The 17187-nt window shown below is 67.8% G+C and carries 15 protein-coding genes, 1 pseudogene and 1 riboswitch; of the genes and pseudogenes, 6 read left to right on the top strand and 10 right to left on the bottom strand.

The genetic code is table 11. The features are described 5' to 3' along the window. Positions 1-452 precede the first annotated feature (452 nt). The 8 genes from ACTIGN_RS25130 to ACTIGN_RS25095 all read right to left on the bottom strand — a co-directional run bounded on the left by ACTIGN_RS25130 (position 453) and on the right by ACTIGN_RS25095 (position 6819). The gene (locus ACTIGN_RS25130) at positions 453-803 is read right to left on the bottom strand and encodes a hypothetical protein (protein ID WP_439629020.1); all 351 of its coding nucleotides are present in this window, start codon (positions 801-803) and stop codon (positions 453-455) included. 174 nt (positions 804-977) lie between these two features. Further along, on the bottom strand, positions 978-1121 hold the full coding sequence (locus ACTIGN_RS25125; RefSeq protein ID WP_439629018.1) for a hypothetical protein: 144 nt from the start codon (positions 1119-1121) through the stop codon (positions 978-980). Beyond that, positions 1118-2461 carry a replicative DNA helicase gene (locus ACTIGN_RS25120; protein ID WP_439629016.1) on the bottom strand — a complete coding sequence of 448 codons (1344 nt, stop codon included), beginning with the start codon at positions 2459-2461 and terminating at the stop codon, positions 1118-1120. The genes ACTIGN_RS25125 and ACTIGN_RS25120 overlap by 4 nt, the downstream gene beginning before the upstream one ends. Before the next feature lie 24 nt (positions 2462-2485). Next, entirely contained in the window at positions 2486-3391 is a 906-nt protein-coding gene (locus ACTIGN_RS25115) for a hypothetical protein (protein ID WP_439629014.1), read from the bottom strand. After that, a complete protein-coding gene (locus tag ACTIGN_RS25110) occupies positions 3378-3650 on the bottom strand; it encodes a hypothetical protein (protein WP_439629012.1) in 273 nt (90 codons plus the stop codon). Before ACTIGN_RS25110 ends, ACTIGN_RS25115 begins: the two co-directional genes overlap by 14 nt. A 257-nt stretch (positions 3651-3907) precedes the next feature. Then, positions 3908-4129 (bottom strand): hypothetical protein, encoded by a 222-nt coding sequence (locus tag ACTIGN_RS25105; protein WP_439629010.1) that lies wholly within the window; start codon positions 4127-4129, stop codon positions 3908-3910. Between the two features lie 54 nt (positions 4130-4183). Next, positions 4184-4870, bottom strand: a complete 687-nt coding sequence (locus tag ACTIGN_RS25100; protein ID WP_439629008.1) for a hypothetical protein — start codon at positions 4868-4870, stop codon at positions 4184-4186. A gap of 119 nt (positions 4871-4989) precedes the next feature. Continuing rightward, on the bottom strand, positions 4990-6819 hold the full coding sequence (locus ACTIGN_RS25095) for a recombinase family protein (RefSeq protein ID WP_439629006.1): 1830 nt from the start codon (positions 6817-6819) through the stop codon (positions 4990-4992). 73 nt (positions 6820-6892) lie between these two features. Between ACTIGN_RS25095 and ACTIGN_RS25090 the strand changes: the two are divergent. Both ACTIGN_RS25090 and ACTIGN_RS25085 read left to right on the top strand, forming a co-directional pair. Beyond that, positions 6893-7786 (top strand): annotated as a pseudogene (locus ACTIGN_RS25090) (YifB family Mg chelatase-like AAA ATPase); the annotation flags it as partial. Between the two features lie 71 nt (positions 7787-7857). Then, positions 7858-9252, top strand: coding sequence for an NADH:flavin oxidoreductase (locus ACTIGN_RS25085; RefSeq protein ID WP_439629004.1), 1395 nt, complete (start codon positions 7858-7860; stop codon positions 9250-9252). A 161-nt stretch (positions 9253-9413) separates the two neighbouring features. On the opposite strand, the gene ACTIGN_RS25080 is transcribed toward ACTIGN_RS25085, so the two are convergent. Further along, a complete protein-coding gene (locus ACTIGN_RS25080) occupies positions 9414-10052 on the bottom strand; it encodes a 5-formyltetrahydrofolate cyclo-ligase (protein ID WP_439629002.1) in 639 nt (212 codons plus the stop codon). A 125-nt stretch (positions 10053-10177) separates the two neighbouring features. On the opposite strand from ACTIGN_RS25080, the gene ACTIGN_RS25075 reads away from it, so the two are divergent. Further along, positions 10178-10540: a hypothetical protein gene (locus ACTIGN_RS25075; RefSeq protein ID WP_439629000.1), complete on the top strand. Its 363-nt coding sequence runs from the start codon at positions 10178-10180 to the stop codon at positions 10538-10540. Positions 10541-10555: 15 nt separating this feature from the next. Here the strand turns inward: ACTIGN_RS25075 and carB are convergent, their stop codons facing one another. Further along, on the bottom strand, positions 10556-13894 hold the full coding sequence (gene carB, locus ACTIGN_RS25070) for a carbamoyl-phosphate synthase large subunit (RefSeq protein ID WP_439628998.1): 3339 nt from the start codon (positions 13892-13894) through the stop codon (positions 10556-10558). A gap of 143 nt (positions 13895-14037) precedes the next feature. On the opposite strand from carB, the gene ACTIGN_RS25065 reads away from it, so the two are divergent. From ACTIGN_RS25065 to ACTIGN_RS25055, 3 genes are all read left to right on the top strand, one after another. Next, positions 14038-15003, top strand: coding sequence for a hypothetical protein (locus tag ACTIGN_RS25065; RefSeq protein WP_439628996.1), 966 nt, complete (start codon positions 14038-14040; stop codon positions 15001-15003). A 43-nt stretch (positions 15004-15046) separates the two neighbouring features. Continuing rightward, positions 15047-15904: a hypothetical protein gene (locus tag ACTIGN_RS25060; protein WP_439628994.1), complete on the top strand. Its 858-nt coding sequence runs from the start codon at positions 15047-15049 to the stop codon at positions 15902-15904. Positions 15905-16006: 102 nt separating this feature from the next. Then, a riboswitch (cobalamin riboswitch) is annotated at positions 16007-16205 on the top strand. Positions 16206-16350: 145 nt separating this feature from the next. Then, positions 16351-17157: a DUF1559 family PulG-like putative transporter gene (locus ACTIGN_RS25055; RefSeq protein ID WP_439628992.1), complete on the top strand. Its 807-nt coding sequence runs from the start codon at positions 16351-16353 to the stop codon at positions 17155-17157. Positions 17158-17187 lie beyond the last annotated feature (30 nt).

The following is a 17187-nucleotide window of genomic DNA, read 5'->3' as shown; positions in this document are numbered from 1 at the left end:
GGCCGCGGTCAGGAACTGCTCGACGTGTTCGGGGATCGGGCGCGGGCGGCTCACGTTCGCACCGAGGGGTAGGCGGTCGCGGCCAGGGGCTGGGCGACGACCCGCACCGGCTGCTCGACGGTCACGATGCGAGCGCCACAGGCCGGGCACCGGAGACGGCGTTGGGTCGCGGCGGCGGTGATCTGAACGACGTGGGTGACTTCAAGCCGGGTGGCCGTTCCCGTCCTCGCTTCGCAGGTAGCGCACCTCATAGCCGAGCCCTCCGCGTGCTACCGGTAGCACAACGGAATGATCCGACATGGGGGCACCCGGCGCAAGCGCGACGGGCGGCGGATGTGGCGATCTGTTCAGGTGAACGGCCGCAGACGTGATGTGACCCATGCGCGAAGAGAATGCGTCGCGCGTGACCGGTTAGTGACACCAGGTCCGGGAGAGGGTGGGCCGATGAGGTGTCAGGCCGACGTGGTGGTTTGCTGCTCGGCCGGGTGCTGGTCGGCGACCGGTTCGGGCTCCGGCTCGTTCACCCACAGGTGCCGGGCGCGGGCCTCCCCGATGCGGCGCACCAGCCCGGCGGCCTCCAGGTTGTCGATCGCGCGGTGGGCGGCGCGGCGCTCGGCCGGGGACGGCGTGCGCCCGAGTAGCTCGTCCAGGTCGAGACGAATCACACTCTCCCTCGCGTCCTTAACCGCGATGCGGATATTGACCGCCGGGCCGGGGCCGAACGGCAACTCAAGTAGGTTCACGGCGCGAAGTTCCGCGAGCTTGCGGAGCATGGCCCGGTGCAGTTTCAGTTCGAGTTTCACAGCAATTCTCCGGTATAACTTTGTCACAACATAACAATACTTCACAGCCCGACTGTTCCGAGTGTGGTGCTTGAGGGGGTGTACCCCGGTCGAAGGACCCGCCGATTTTGGACGGGCTCCTCGGCTCTCGCTCTGCCGCTCGTCGCTACAACCCCAACCCCGTCCCAATTGCGATTAGCTCGCGTCTGCCGCGCTCTTGTCCTCGGCCTGCTGCTTCTCCTTCTTGACCTGCCGTTCGGCCGGCAGCGCGCGAATGGTGCGGGGAGGTGGGACGTACAGCAGCGCATCGACAGCCGACCCGTTCAGTACCCCGTTCATGCGTACCTCGCGTTCTCGAACTTCACAATCGGCCGGACGTAGTGCAGCGTCACTTCACCGGGCGGCCCGCCCCGGTTCTTGCGGATCAACACCTCCACGTTCCAACGCAGTGCGTCCGCGTCCTGGTTGGGCGTGGTGTGCAGCAGCATGACCGTGTCCGCGTCGGCCTCGATGTTCCCGCTTTCGCGAAGGTCGGAGAGTTGCGGTCGGGTGTCGGCCCGGTTCTCGGACGCCCTGTTCAGTTGAGCCAGCACGATCACGGGGATGTTGCAGGCGCGTGCGAGGAGCTTGAGGTTGCGGGACAGTTCGCCTACCTGCAAGTGCCTCGGCTCCTTCCGGTTCTCGGGCTGCATCAGCTGCAAGTAGTCGATCACGGCGAGCTTCACGCCTCGCTGCCGCACGGCCCGCCGGACCATCGACGCGAACCGGGCGGCGGTCAGGTTCGGTGTGTCGCACAGGCCGAACGGCATGGCCGCGAACTCGGCCCCGGCTTTGCTCACCTTCTGGGACTGGTCCGGCGTCAGCTTGGCGTCCTGGATCGCGCGAAGTGGAATGCGGGCTCGCGACGCGAGGACACGTTCCATCACTTCCGCCGAAGACATTTCGAGACTCGCGAACAGGACCGGGTGACCGGCTTCTGCCGCGTTCGCCGCGATCGCAGTGGCGAGGGCGCTTTTGCCGACCGCCGGCCGGGCGCCGATCACGATCATCTGACCCGGCTTCAGCCCGCCCGTGATCCGGTCGATGTCCTCGAACCCGGTCAGTATCCCGGCCGGTTCACCGTCCCCTCGCGAGTCGATCCGCTCTTGCGCCTCCCGAACCAGATCCTTCGACCAGCGCGGCCCGCTGGCCCCGGGTCGGTCGGACAGGTTGAACAGCAATTGTTCGCACTCCGCGCGCGAGTCGGCGACGGGTCGTTCCGCGTCCCGCGCGATGCCGGCGATCTCTACCGCGACATGCCGCAACTGCCGCCGCTCGGCCGCTTCCTTGACGCGACCGGTGTAGTACGCGGCGTTCGTGTCGCTCGTCTCCGCGGTCAGCGTGTCGGCGAGCCACAGGGCCGGGTTCGGCCCCAACTCGCTCATCTTGCCGGAGGCGCGGAGGCGTTCGGCGACGCTGGCCGCGGTGACCGGCGCGTTCACGGCGCGAAGCTCAAGGAACGTCTCGAACACGACGGCGTGCGCGTAGGTGCCGAAGTCGGCGGGCGTGAGCATCTCGGCCGCGTGGTCGAGTCCGTTCCCGCCGTTGGCGTCGCTCCACAGGCAGCAGCCGAGTAGCTGCCGCTCGACGTCGGCGGCCCGCTCCTGGTCCGTTCTGGCGTCCTGCATCGCCTCGGGCATGGCAACCACGGTCGGCCCTCTGGGTTAGAACGTGCGGGTGAGAATGTCGTCCGTGAGCATTGGGTTGTCGGCGGCGCGCTTGACCTGCGGCGCGTCCCCGGGCGGCGCTCGCCCGTCGGCGCGAAGGGTGTGAATGTGGTTCTGGATGATCGTGAGCGTGAGCCGCGGATGGGATTCCGGCTTGGCCCACGGGAGCAGATTCCGCCATCGCTTCGCGAGCGTCCGCACTTCGTCCGGCGTGACCGGTGGCGAGAACTTTCTGAGCGCGGCAGCTACCATCCCGATGCGCGATGCTTGACCGTCGGGGTCGGTTCCGGTGGCCTCGGCGAGCGCGTCGAACAGCAAGTCACGCGGCCGGGGCTTCTTCTCCCGCTGCGGGGCCGGGGACTTCTTCTTCGGGGTCGTCGGTGTCGGTTCAATCGCGACGGTCGCGGACGTCGAGTCCGCGGCAGAAGGGTTAGGGGAAGGAATAGGAAGAAGGTTCCGCGGTTTGCTCGCGGTTTGCTCCGCGGTTTGTTCCGTGTTTTGCTCCGCACCAGTGCGGAACAAAGTGCCAGCGCTAGAGCTTTCGTCGGTCGGCGCGTCGTCCGTGCCGGCGTGCTGGGCGGGGATCGTGACGCGGTATCGACCCGGCCCAGAGCGCCGGCCGCCGGGGACGTAGTGGAGCCAACCGGCCTCGACGCACTTCTTGCGGACGCGGTCGAGGGTGTCTTCCGACGTGGCTCCGATGAGGGGCATTAGCTGAGGGTTGTAAAAGCCCACGGAGCCGGAGTAGCCGCGGGCGTCCTCGGTCATGACGATCACGCTGAGCAGCGTGAAGGCCTGGGGGCCGAGGTCGTTTGCTACGGTCTTCTTCACGAGCAGCCTGATGAAGCTGCATCCGAAAAACTGTGGTCGGGCTTGGGAGTCGGCGGGCTCAATGCAACTCATTCGAGCCCTCCTCGATCTTGGCGACCGTTTCGCGGTTGGCGCGGGTCGCGGCGGCGAGGAGCCGCTTGAAGACCGCAACGGCGACGGTGAGCGACGCGACGGGCGGTGTCGCAACGGGCTGCAAGGCGGCCGGTGCCGTCTTACTCGGCACCGTCTTCGGCCTGGTGGGGCGGAACGTTTCGAGATAGGCACGTAGCATCCGGCTTGCCTCGGCGCGAGTTGCCGCGTCGGGCTTGCGCTCAGCGGATTCGTCTGGCATAGTCTTGGTGTCCTTAGTTGGGGCGCGACGCGCGAGATACCTGCTGCCCGGCGGTTGATGCCCGCCGGGCAGCTTCGTTTCGTCAAACCTTCGGCGCTGGTCGCTCGGGCGGCGGCTCGGCGAGCAGTCGCTCTGCCCACGGTCGCCACGGGCCGGATTCCGGATCGGTGGCGATCCCCTTCAGCAGTCTGTTAAGCTCGTCCTCGACGGCGGCGACGCGCCGCCGGTGGTCTTCGCGCCCGAGTGGGCGCGCGGGTTTACGCGCCGACATGGGCGACCCTCCGCGAGCGCTTCGGTTTGGGGGGCTGGAGTTCGGTAGCGAGTTGAGCGAGAGCCGCCGTCACGGCGGCCGGGTTGAACAGCAAGCGGCTTCCGGCGGGTAAGTATGGTACCCGGCCATCGCGGGCCAGTTGCCGAAGCCAGTCCGGGTTAACCCCTAACCGTTCGGCCTGGTCGAACAAATTGAGAACCTCGGGCATGTTCGATCCTCCGTGTGCCTTGCACCAGAAGCATCGAACATGACCGGCGGTTAGTCAGACCCTAATTTGTGGAACTGGTGTGGAAGTGTGGAACTGGCGTGGAACTCCAACCTGGGAGACCCTGCGAGGCAAGTTCAATCGATACAACCCCCATCCGGCGCTGGTGATGAGTGTCTTCTCGGCCCGGTGGTTTTTGAAGACATCCCGCAGGCATTTCACCGCATCGCCCCTGGCCTTGCGTATGCTATCGATTCCGACTCCACATCCGTCCCGCTCCCAATCTTCCCACAATAACCTCACGACGGGCCTTTGCTTTCTCGAGAACTGGAACTTCCCGAGGTGGCACTTGATCCATTCGAAGTCGGGGGCGCGTTCGGGCGGTGCCGCGTCCGCGTCGCCCTGTGCCAACGGCTCCACTCCGCTGACCAGCCGCCGCTCTATGGCCTCAAGAGGTTCCTCGGTGCTGATGCCCGCCTTTCTCAGCACCACCTCGGCATCACATGGGTAGAGCAGTGCATCACCGGCAGGATAGCCTTCTTCGCCCTGTAGCCGCCGAAGTAGAAACTGTGCGTCCGGTGGACTACCGGGGAACACGAGAGCGTAAAGCTCATTCCGCAAATATCGGCCCCAACCCCGAAAGTCCTGCGGTGGGTCCGTCTCCCACTCGGCGACTAGCTCATCTGCCTCGACGGCAAGGGGCGCGATCACATCGTTGAAACAGACGTGGAACAGCCGTGGCATCTGGTAGGCCTCGCGTGAGAGATGCCGGGCCGGCCCGCCGGCAGGTCAGGGGACGCGAGACCCCCAAGCGTGTCGGCGGGCCTTCACCGGGGGATCAATCCCGGCGGCCCGACGCGGGACTATACCCGGCGCTTCTTGTCCGTGCCAGAGCGTTTGGACGTGCCGGCCGAGGGCTTCCGGGTGCGCGGCCGGTCGATCTGCTTCGACTCCTCCGATGCGACTGGGGCGGTCGTCTCGGCGGTTGCCGTGCTGGCGTGCTTCAGGATGAGCCGTTCGAGTAGCGCGGCCTCGTCCGGTTTGCGTAGGTCGCCGCATGAGAGCCCGGCCTCGGCGAAGGACCGGACTGCTGACGTAGCCGGTCGAGCCGCTGAGGCGTTCCCGTGGCCCCGGTGGTACTCGATCAAGTATGAACGCTGCGCGCCCCCGGTGAACCACAACTGCACCACGGCGACGCGGGCCGGGCCGGCGTCGATGAATAGGCAGCGCACCTCTTCCGTGATCCGGCGCACGGCGGCGCGGAGACGGGTTCGGGCGTCGATCTGGTCGGGGGCATCACGGAGCGCTTCGGCCAATACCTTCGCCTCGCCCCACGCGGCCCCGAGCGGCGACGCGGCTTCACGCTGGGCGTCGGCCAGGTCGGCGAGCAACTTCCGCCGTTCGGTGTTCAACTGCCCGAGCTTCGCGGCGACGGTATCAACGATGCTGGGGTCGTCCATCTTGGCGGTCCACAGCGCTATCAGGTTGTCGAGTTCGGCGAGTCTGCCGCTGAGTACAGACGCCCGGTCCGTTGCCGCATCGTGCTGGGGCAACACGTCCCGCGGGTCGATCTCCCGGAGTTGTGAGAGGATGGCTTCCTCGAACACGTCGAGCGGGAAGGCGACGTAGACCGCTCCGGGGACGCCGTGGATCGCGTTGGCCGGCGCGAGCGCGCGGCCCGCCGACTTCTCGCCCTTGTTCGTGACGTGGAACGTGCCGCCGTCCCGGGCGTCGCGCAACAGGCCGGTGAAGATCGCGACCTGCGGCAGCGGGCGGCCGCCCTTGTTCCGGCGGCTCGTCAGCGCGGTCTGCGCCGCGAGGAACACATCCTCGGCGACGACGCTCGGGAAGTAGCCCGAGACCGGCGGCCCGTCCGGCTTCCGGGTCGCGCTGGCGTGTCCCTTGTGCGGCTGGTACTCACCGAACGTCGAGCGGTTGCCGAGTATCTTCGCGACGTAGGACCGCGCCCACTTCGGCGCACGTCCGATGGCCGGCACCTTCTCGCCGTTCAACTTCTTGGTGATCGCCCCCAACCCGTAGCCGGCGGTCGCCAACTCGAAGATGCGGCGCACCGCGGCGGCCTTCTCGGGGACCAGCACGAACGAGTTCCCGCGGACCCGGACCCAGGCGGGCACGGCCCGGGTGATCGGCGCGCCGGCGGTCGCCGCTGACTTCTTCTTCTCGGACCACACCCGGCCGAGGCGCTCGGACTTCATTCGGGATTCGCTGTGGCCGCGGGACAACTCCATGATGGCCATCATGAGCGACATGGGCTCTACCTTGTCGTCGTACACCGTCTCCACGGGGAGCAGTTGCACGACGCGGATACCCTGCTCGATCAAGTTCAGGAACAGCGTGAGGGCGGGGCGGATGTGTTCGCGGGTGAGTCTGTCCAGGCTCTCAACGATCAGGTACGACCCGCGGGGGATGCGGCCGCGGCGAACGAGTTCGAGGAAGGCGGCCAGCGCGGTGCGGTCGGCGTTCTCACGGTGGGCTCCGCTGTACGCGCTCACCCCCTCGTCCCGGAGCGTCAGCGAGGTGTCGAGAACCGCGTTCGACTTCCGCAACCACGCGTCGCGCAACTCGGTCTGGCGGCGGATCGAATCCCCCTCGGCCTGCGTCGGGCTGCTGAACCGGACGTAGCTGTACGCGGTCGGAGTCGCCGGGTCTCCCGGTTGCTCTCGATGGGCCATCGGCGTATCCTCTGGATCAGTCTCGTCTCCAGAAGGTATCGACGCCGTGGCGTACTGTACAGAAGAAAATGTCCACAGCTACATCATGCTCGGCTCGCCGGGGAGCGGGAAGACGATGCTCGCCCGGCGGCTGCCGACGATCCTCCCGCCGCTCACGCCCGACGAGAGCCTATCGACGACGCGGGTCTACTCGGCGGTCGGGAAGCTCCCCGCGGGCGAATCGCTCCTGACCACCCGGCCGTTCCGCAGCCCGCACCACACGATCAGCGAGGCGGGGATGGTCGGCGGCGGGAGCACGCCGCAGCCCGGCGAGATTTCGCTCGCGCACCACGGCGTGCTGTTCCTCGACGAACTCCCCGAGTTCAACCGCCGCAGCCTGGAATCGCTCCGCCAGCCGCTCGAAGAGGGGCGTGTGACCATCAGCCGGGCGGCGCACTCGACGACGTTCCCCGCCGACTTCGTGCTGGTCGCGGCGATGAACCCGTGCCCGTGCGGGTTCCTCGGTGACCCGAAGCACCCGTGCAAGTGCGCCCCGATCGCGGTCGAGAAGTACATGGGCCGCATCTCCGGGCCGCTCCTCGACCGGATCGACCTGCACATCGAAGTCCCCCCGGTGCCGTTCGAGGACCTGTCGAAGCCCGGGGACGGCACCAGCAGCGGGGCGATGCGCGAGCAGGTGTACCGGGCGCGGGAGGTTCAGGAGCGGCGGTTCGGGAAGGGGGCCGGGCGGCTCAACGGCCGGATGACCTCGCGGCAGATACGCACCCACTGCAAGCTCGACGCCGAGGGCCAGGCCACGCTCAAGGAGGCGATGGAGGCGCTGGGCCTCTCGGCCCGGGCGCACGACCGCATCCTGCGCGTCGCCCGCACGGTCGCCGACCTCGCGGCCAGCGACACGATCACGCAGGACCACGTCGCCGAGGCGATCGGCTACCGCACCCTCGACCGCAAGCTGTGGGCGGGTTGAGGCGCACCTCAGCCGGCCGTGACGCGGGACCCGTGCTCTCACCTCCGTCTCCTCTTTGGGTTTAGTGCCGAATGGCGAACTTCTTCAAGTACAAGTCCGTTGCCGACCTCGAAGCCGAAAACGCCCGCCTCGGGATCGACCTGCGGTTCACCGACGACCTCGCGCCGCTGTTCCAACCGCTCGCGGTCGCCAGGCGGACCCTCGGGAACCGGTGGTGCATTCACCCGATGGAGGGGTGCGACGGCGAACTCGACGGGCGGCCGGGCGAGTTGACCCACCGCCGGTACGTCCGGTTCGGGGCTGGGGGCGCGAAGATGATCTGGGGCGAGGCGTGCGCCGTGGTCGAAGGCGGCCGTGCCAACCCGCGGCAGATCGTGCTGAACGAGGCGACGAAGGCCGACTTCGCCCGCATGGTCGCCGACTGCCGTGCCGCCCACCGCGCCGCCAACGGCGACGACTCCGACCTGCTGTTCGGCCTGCAACTCACGCACTCGGGCCGGTACAGCTACCGCAAGCCGGTCATCGCGACCCACGACCCGCTCCTCGTCGGCCGGTACAAGGTCACCGCCGACACGCCGCTCGTCACCGACGACGAGCTGAAGCGGCTCGTCGACGCCTACGTCGTCACGGCGAAGCTGGCCGTCGAGGTCGGGTTCGACTTCCTCGACGTCAAGCAGTGCCACCGGTACCTGCTCAACGAACTCCTGGGCGCGCGGAACCGCCCCGGCCCCTACGGCGGCAGCTTCGAGAACCGCACGCGTCTGGCCCGCGAGGTGTTCCAGGCGGTGCGGGCCGCGGTGCCCGCGAACGTCATCCTCGCGACCCGGATGAACGCGTTCGACAGCATTCCGTTCAACCCGCCCGGCGAGCCGGTCCCGCACACCCTCCCGCTGGTGAACGGCTGGGGCATGTCCGAGACCGACCCGTTCACCCCGGACCTCACGGAGCCGCTCCGATGGGTCGCCGACATGCTGAAGCTCGGGGTGGCGCTCGTGAACCTGACGATGGGGAACCCCTACGCGCAGCCGCACTTCGGCCGGCCGGCCGAGTACCCGCCGCCCGACGGGTACGAGTCGCCCGAGCACCCGCTCCTCGGCGTGGACCGCCACTTCCGGGCGGCCGAGACCGTGCAACGGGCCAACCCGGGGCTCGCGGTCGTCGGGACCGGGTACAGCTACCTGCAAGAGTTCCTGCCGCAGGCGGCCGCGGCGAACGTGCGCGACGGCCGCGTCGCCATCGCCGGCGTCGGCCGCGCCACGCTGTCGCAACCGGACTGGGTCCGCCAGCTGCTCGACCACGGCAAGCTCGACCGCAAGCGGGTGTGCCGGACGTTCAGCTACTGCACCGCGATCATGCGGGCGAAGGACCACCCGATGGGGCAGTTCCCGACCGGGTGCCCGCCGTTCGATAAAGAGGCCTACGGCGACATCTGGAAGGACGTGCAGAAGCTCGCGCTCAAGAAGTGAACAGTCCTCGTGTCGTTGTGGATGGTTCCGGACAAGGTACACACCCTCGTCCGGAATCATTCCGGAACCATTTACCCGTCCGGAAGATTTAACGTTGGATTAATGTCCCTTGCCGTAGCGTAGGTTGCGCCGGAGTGGGCCGAGCCGCCACGCCTGTTTGTTTATCCGGGCGGACGGGTTCCCGACGCCCGCCCCTGCCCGGTGATCGTCCGCGACTCGGTCAGGACGAGGTCCATGAACACGTCATGCGGGGCGACCGGGATCTCGTCGAACACCTGGCAGTCGAACGCCATGCCGACGAGCGGCACGTCAGGGCGCGCCGCGGACAGGAGCCGGTCGTAGTACCCCTTGCCCTGGCCCATGCGCGCGCCCCGCGGGTCGAACGCGGTGCCCGGCACCATCACCAGGTCGAGGTCCTCGGGCCGGACGATCTTCGCCGCGAGCGTCCGAAGCTCGGGCTTGGGTTCGAGGATCTTGTACGCCCCCTCGACCAACTCGCTCATGTCTTCGAGCAGGAACAGCTCCAGCGTGTTCGACTCCACGACGCACCACGGCACGACCACCCGCTTGCCGTGGGCGAGCGCCGCGGGGAGCGCGTGCCGCGTGCGGACCTCGCTCCCGGCGTCGACGTACCACATCACGGTCCGGGCCGCGTCGTAGGCGGGCAGGGTGGTGAACGCGGCGCAGATCCCGCGGCTCACCTCGTCCTTGTTCTTCTGGGCCACGCGGTTCTTCCGCGCCTGTTCACGGAGGGCGGCCTTGCGGGCCTGCGGGTCGGCGGGCGGGTCGGGTTCGGACATCGGACGCGCTCCGTTCGGGGTCTGCAAATTGTTGCGGCGGAAGGGGGCTACGGACATCCGTAGTGAACGGGTGTCGCGTATAATTAATTGATCAAACCGCCCCAGTGAACCGGCAGGAGAGGACCGTGGTTGCGTCACCAGAATCGTCGTTCACCCTCATCACAACGATGCTCCCGGGACCGGACCGCAAGCGTGTTCCCAGCCCGTACCACTTCCGCGTGCTGTACCGCAACCCGGACCCGACCGAGCCCGGGTGCGTCGCGACGTGGGAGGTCCGCGGCGGCCGCGACGAGTACCAGATCTCGATCGAGCGGACCGCCGAACACGACCTCGTCTGGCACTGCACCTGCCCGGACGCGGTCTACCACGCCGACTACCGACACGCCTGCGGGTGCAAGCACGTTCAGGGCCTGCGCCGGGTGCTCGAGGCGGTCGGCACCGCCCCGGCGCCCGCGTGCCGGCGGGCGCACACGCCCGCCGCCGCGTGAGACCCCCCGGGTCGGTCAGTCCGTCCCCCGAAGCGGGAAGCGGTCCTGGAGCGCGACGACCGTCAACTCGCGCTCCTTGAGCGCCCGGCACGCCTCGGCCGCGGCCTGGGCCGCCGAGAGGGTCGTGATGCACGTCACCCGGTTGGTGACGGCCTCGGCCCGGATCTTCCCCTCGTCGCTCGAACTCCCGCGGCCGCTCGGCGTGTTGATGATGAGCGCCACCTGCCCGTTCTTCATGAAGTCGATCAGGTTCGGCCGCCCCTCGGCGATCTTGGGCACCTCTTCCACCGCGACCCCGTTCTGAACCAGCATCCGGGCCGTGCCGCGGGTCGCGATGAGCCGGAAGCCCATCTCGGCGAACGTCCGCGCGATCGGCAGCACCGCCTTCTTGTCCCGTTCCGCCACCGAGATGAACACCGTCCCGGACGACGGCAGCGGGGCGTTCGCGGCCATCTGCGACTTCGCGAACGCCATGGGCATCGAGTCGTCGATCCCCATGACCTCGCCGGTCGACTTCATTTCCGGCCCGAGGATGATGTCCACCCCCGGGAACTTGTTGAACGGGAACACGCTCTCCTTGATCGAGAAGTGCTTGGGGACGACCTCGTCGGCGACCTTCAACTCGTCGAGCGTCTTCCCGACCATGACGAGCGCGGCGAGCCGGGCGAGCGGCACGCCGGTCGCCTTCGACACGAACGGCACCGTGCGGCTGGCCCGCGGGTTGGCCTCCAGGATGTACACGTCCTGCGTGCCGTCGGGGTTCGGGGCCGGGACCGCGAACTGAATGTTCATCAGCCCCTTGACCTTCAGCGCCACCGCGAGCTTGCGGGCCTGGACCTTGATCTCGTCGATGACCGCCGCGGGGAGCGAGTGCGGCGGGATCACGCACGCCGAGTCGCCCGAGTGGATCCCGGCCTCCTCGATGTGCTGCATGACCCCGCCGATGACCGTGCGGTGCCCGTCGCTCAGGCAGTCCACGTCCACCTCGGTCGCGTTCTCCAGGAACTGGTCGATCAGCACGGGCCGCTGCGGCGACAGTTCCGGCTCGACGCGGGTCATGTACGCGGTGAGGTCGTCCTCGGTGTACACGATCTTCATGTCGCGGCCGCCGAGCACGAAGCTCGGGCGCACCAGGACCGGGAACCCGATCCGCCGCGCGACCCGCACGGCCTCGGCCCGCTCGACCGCGGTGCCGTTGGCCGGCTGCTTCATGCCGAGTTCGGTGATGAGCTTCGCGAACTTGCCGCGGTCCTCGGCGACCTCGATGTTCTCGACGCTCGTGCCGATGATCGCCACCCCGTTCATCTCGAGCGCCTTGGCGAGGTTCAGCGGGGTCTGCCCGCCGAACTGGACGATCGTCCCCTCGGGCTTCATCCGGTCGTGGATGTTGAGCACGTCCTCGACCGTGAGCGGCTCGAAGAACAGGTGGTCGGACGTGTCGTAGTCGGTGCTCACGGTCTCCGGGTTGGAGTTCACCATGATCACCTCGTACCCCGCCCCGCGGAGCGCGAACGCGGCCTGCACGCAGCAGTAGTCGAACTCGATCCCCTGGCCGATCCGGTTCGGGCCGCCGCCGAGGATCATGATCCGCGGCTTGCCGGTCGCGGGCCGGACCTCGTCGTCGAGCTGCGGGGCGGTGCCGCCCTCGCGGGACACCGGGGTCTCGTAGGTGCTGTAGTAGTACGGCGTGTACGCCTCGAACTCGGCGGCGCACGTGTCGACGCTCTTGAACACGGCCTCGATGCCCCACCGCTTGCGGAGGTCGCGGACCTCGGTGGGCGAGCAGTCGAGCAGGTTCGCGATCTGGCGGTCGACGAACCCGTTCTGCTTGGCGGTGAGGAGTTGGGCCGGGGTCACGTCCGCGATCGCCCCGCAGACCCGGAGGTCGTCCTCGATCCGCACCAGTTCCTCGATCGCCCGCAGGAACCACGGGTCGATCTTCGTGCGGGCGTGGATGTCCTCGACCGTCATCCCGGCCTTGAAGGCGTACCGGACGTACCAGATCCGCTCGGAGTTCGGGGTCGCGAGCTTGTGGGTGAGTTCCTCGTGCGGCGGCTGGCGGGTGGTGCCCCACCGGTCCCGCTTGTCGCACCCGAGCCCGAACCGCCCGACCTCGAGCCCGCGGAGCGCCTTCTGGAGCGACTCCTTGAACGTGCGGCCGATGGCCATCGTCTCGCCGACGGACTTCATCTGCGTGGTGAGGACCGGGTTCGCCTCGGGGAACTTCTCGAACGCGAACCGCGGCACCTTGGTGACCACGTAGTCGATCGTGGGCTCGAAGCACGCGCTCAGGAACGGCGCGCCGGCCGCCCCGGGGGCCCCGCCGCGGGGGCTGGTGATGTCGTTCTGCAGCTCGTCGAGCGTGAACCCGACCGCGAGCTTGGCCGCGATCTTCGCGATCGGGAACCCGGTGGCCTTCGACGCGAGGGCCGACGACCGGCTGACCCGGGGGTTCATCTCGATCACGATCATGCGGCCGTCGGCCGGGTTGGTCGCGAACTGGATGTTGCTGCCGCCGGTCTCGACGCCGATCTCGCGGATGATCAGCTTCGCGGCGTCCCGCATCCGCTGGTACTCCTTGTCGCTGAGCGTCTGGGCCGGGGCGACGGTGATGCTGTCGCCGGTGTGGACCCCCATCGGGTCGAGGTTCTCGATCGAGCAGATGATGATGACGTTGTCCGCCTTGTCGCGGACCACCTCCAGCTCGTACTCCTTCCACCCGATCACCGACTCCTCGACGAGCACCTCGCCCGTCGGGGAGAGGTCGATCCCCTTGGTGATGATGTCGATGAACTCTTCGCGGTTGTAGGCGATCCCGCCGCCGCTCCCGCCCATCGTGAAGCTCGGCCGCAGGACGCACGGGAGCCCGACCTGCTCCAGCGCGTGGTAGGCCTCGGCGAGCGACCGGACGACGAGCGACTTCGGCACCCCGAGGCCGATCTTGATCATCGCGTCCTTGAACTTCTGCCGGTCCTCGGCCTTGTCGATCACGTCGGCCCGGGCCCCGATCATCTCGACGTTGTACTTGGCGAGCACCCCGTGCTTGACGAGGTCCATCGCGGTGTTCAGGGCCGTCTGCCCGCCGAGGGTCGGAAGCAGCGCGTCGGGCCGCTCCTGGGCGATGATCTTCTCCACCACCTGCCAGGTGATGGGCTCGATGTACGTGCGGTCGGCGGTCTCCGGGTCGGTCATGATGGTCGCCGGGTTGGAGTTCACCAGGACGACCGAGTAGCCCTCTTCGCGGAGCGCCTTGCAGGCCTGCGTGCCCGAGTAGTCGAACTCGCACGCCTGGCCGATCACGATGGGTCCGGAGCCAATCAACAGGATCTTCTTGATGTCGGTACGCTTCGGCATTGGTGCTCTATCGCGGGGACGGGGCGGCGCAAACTCCGATTAACCTATGACCGGCGGGCGGAAGCACCAAGGGCCCGCGGCCGGTGCCGCCGGGGGACCGGGCGGGTAGCATGTCCCCGTCGGACCATCCGGAGGAACCCGCCATGATTCAGCGCTTCATCCCCCTCATCGCCCTCGCCGCGATCCTCGGGTGCGCGAAGCCGGACAAAGACGCCCCCGGCGGCCCCGCCGCCGCGCCCGAGGGTGCGGACTCGAACGTGGCCTACGCGATCGCGTTCCGCGCGCCCGCGACGGGCGACAAGTACGACGTGGTCCGCGTCCGCTCGGGGTCGATGACCGCGGTGACGGGCAACTCGTCCCAGACGCAGCACGAGAAGGTCCGGGTCGAGTACGTGGAGACGATCGTCGACGCGCCCCCGGGCGAATCGCGGCCGGCGAAGCTGTCGCGGTTCTACCGGGTCGCCGAGCGGTCGGAGCCGGGCGGCGGCATGAAAAACTACGGGTACGCGGGGAAGACGGTGACCGCCGTGAAACAGCATCGGGAGCGCGAAGTTATCAACTACAAGTATGTCAATGGGGCAGGGGTGCGAGTGCCGGAGAAGCAGACAATTGTCACGGAGTATGACGTTGCTATCGAGGGCCAAGCGGCTCCGCCGTCCGACCAAAGGGAGTTCGAGGCGGAGTTCACCCACGGAGGCTGGGGTTTCGAGGCCATGTTGCCGCGAACACCGGCTAAAGTCGGCGAAGGCTGGGCCGTTGACCTCGAAGCAGTCAAATCGATCACTGGGAACTTCCCGTACGAGTACCACAAAGAGAAAAGCTCGGCATCGGGCAGGCTCACACGGACGTACAAAAAGGACGGGCAGCAGTGCGGCGTGATCGAGTGGAAGATCGACATGGTACTCGATACGCAGTTGCCTAATGGATCTCCGATCCGGGGCTCGCTCCCGTCGACCGTCACGTTCGATGGCGTGATCGACGGCACCGCCCGTGTCGGGAAGTCGACCCTCGCCCTGAAGGGCACGATCGACCACCGCGACCAGATCGGGCACGAGGTGAAGACGACGATCGAGGGGACCCAGGACGTGACGATTACCCCGGTGAAGTAACCGAAGGGACAGGTTCCCAACCCCCCACTCGCTGGAGACACACATGCGAACGCTCGCTCTCGCCGCCGCCCTGTTCGGACTCACCGCCCTGTCGGCACCCGCGCAGGACGCGGTCACGATCAAGATCGCCAAGCTCGTCGCCGGCGACCGCGTCAAGGTCACCAAGAACGAGAAGATGACCTCGAAGATCGACTTCACGGCCGGCGGCAACTCGAACACGAAGGACGACGTGGAGGCCAAGTCGATCGTCTACACCGACGTGGTCATCACCGCGAACGACGGCGTCGGGAAGCCGCTCAAGCTGAAGCGGACCTACGAGAAGTACGAGCTGACCAAGGGCGGGAAGGCCGCGGACGGGCCGCCGCTCAACGCCGCCATCCTGATCGAGAAGAAGAACGGGAAGTACACGGCCACGGCCGAGCAGCCGCTCGACCCCATCTTCTCCGCGAAGCTGACCGCCGAGTTCGACCGCGACGGGGGCATGGGGATCGATCGTCTGCTCCCCGGCAAGCCGGTCAAGGCCGGCGACACCTGGAAGGTGGACGTGTCCAAGCTCCCGGGGATCTCCGGCGACGGGCTGACCATCGACGCCGAGAAGAGCGAACTCACCGGCAAGCTGCTCAAGACGTTCGAGAAGGGCGGGAAGCAGCTCGGCGAGCTGGAGTACACCGGCACCATCGCGCTCAAGAGCCTCGGGGCGAAGTCGCCGGTGAAGCTCAAGGACGGGAGCCTCATGAAGTTGAAGATGACCGGCGAGGCGTGCATCGACGGGACCGACCCGTCGAACCGCATGACCGGGACGCTCACAATCAAGATGGAAGGGGAGGGCGGCGGGGTCACGCTCAGCCTGACCGCCGACGGGACCATCGCGTCGAGCGAGGAGCTGCTCCCGAAGAAGTGACCGCACCCCCGGCGGACCCCGTGGCGGCCCCCGAGTGCTCGGGGGCCGTTGCGCGTTATGGGGCCTCATTTCGCGCCGCGGTTGCCAACTTCAGCCCGTGCCGTACTGTAACACGCGACGGGTGCCCGTGGGTCGTTCGACCGCACGGGCCGAAGAGGGAAGCCGGTGAGAATCCGGCGCAGGGCCGCTGCTGTGTTCGGCCAGAGTGCGGGCGAAACGCCACTGCGGGCAACCGCGGGAAGGCCGCCCGGACTCGTCAGGAGCCGAGAGCCAGAAGACCTGCCCGTCACTTTCGCGGCGCGAGCCGCTTGTCGTTCGGGGCCTCGTACCCAGGCCGCGGGCGGGCCGGTCCCGTATTGCGCTGCGCCCGCAGCCAGCCGCCCCGTTCCGTACCTCGGTCGCGCCCCGACTCACCCGTCCGACCCGACGGGCAGGAGCGCAGTTCGATGGTTCGGTTCAGTTCAACATGGGCACGGGGCACACGTCGCGGGTTCACGCTGATCGAGTTACTGGTGGTGATCGCGATCATCGCCGTGCTGATCGGCCTGCTGCTGCCGGCGGTGCAGAAGGTGCGGATGGCCGCGGCCCGCATGAAGGGGCAGAGCAACCTCAAGCAGCTCACGCTGGCGCTGCACAACTACGAGTCGGCGCTGGGTCGGTTCCCCCCGCACACCGATTCGGCGGTCACGTGGCCCAACGGCCGCAACTGGTTCGGATCGACCGTGACCAACACGATGTCGCCGTACAACGTCCTCTCGACGGACGCGGCGGGCGGGTTGCTGACGCCGTACTACGAAAACAACGTGCGCGTAAACAACTGCCCGATGTTCGAGTCGTACCCGATCACCAAGGTGTACAACGGGCTGACCGCGGGGTACGCCTACAACCGGCACATCACCAACGAGCCCGGTCCGTTCAGCGGCAAGAAGTTCGGCGACTTTCAGGCGACGTCGGCGACGATCGCCTTCGCCGAGATCGTTCTGCTGAAAAAAAGCGGGGTGATTGAAGAGCCGCTCGGCGGGTACTTCGGCTCGCCGTACGTGACGAACAAGGCGATTACCTCGTCCGCCGTGACGGCAGCGCAGTTCCGCTTCGCCGGCGTCGGCAACGTGTCGTTCCTCGACGGACACGTCGAAACGCGAACGCCCGTCGATGCGGACGTGTCTGCGTTCACGGGGGATTGGGCGGCCGCGAAGGCCAAGTTCTCGCTCGGGTTCCTGACGAGCAACGCGACTGAGTACACGGGGCAGTGACGCGAGCGGGCCGGCGGAGCGCACCTCCGC

The organism is Gemmata sp. (assembly GCF_051859125.1).
In the GTDB taxonomy this organism is placed as follows: domain Bacteria; phylum Planctomycetota; class Planctomycetia; order Gemmatales; family Gemmataceae; genus Gemmata.
This window is presented reverse-complemented; position numbering and strand designations above follow the sequence as displayed.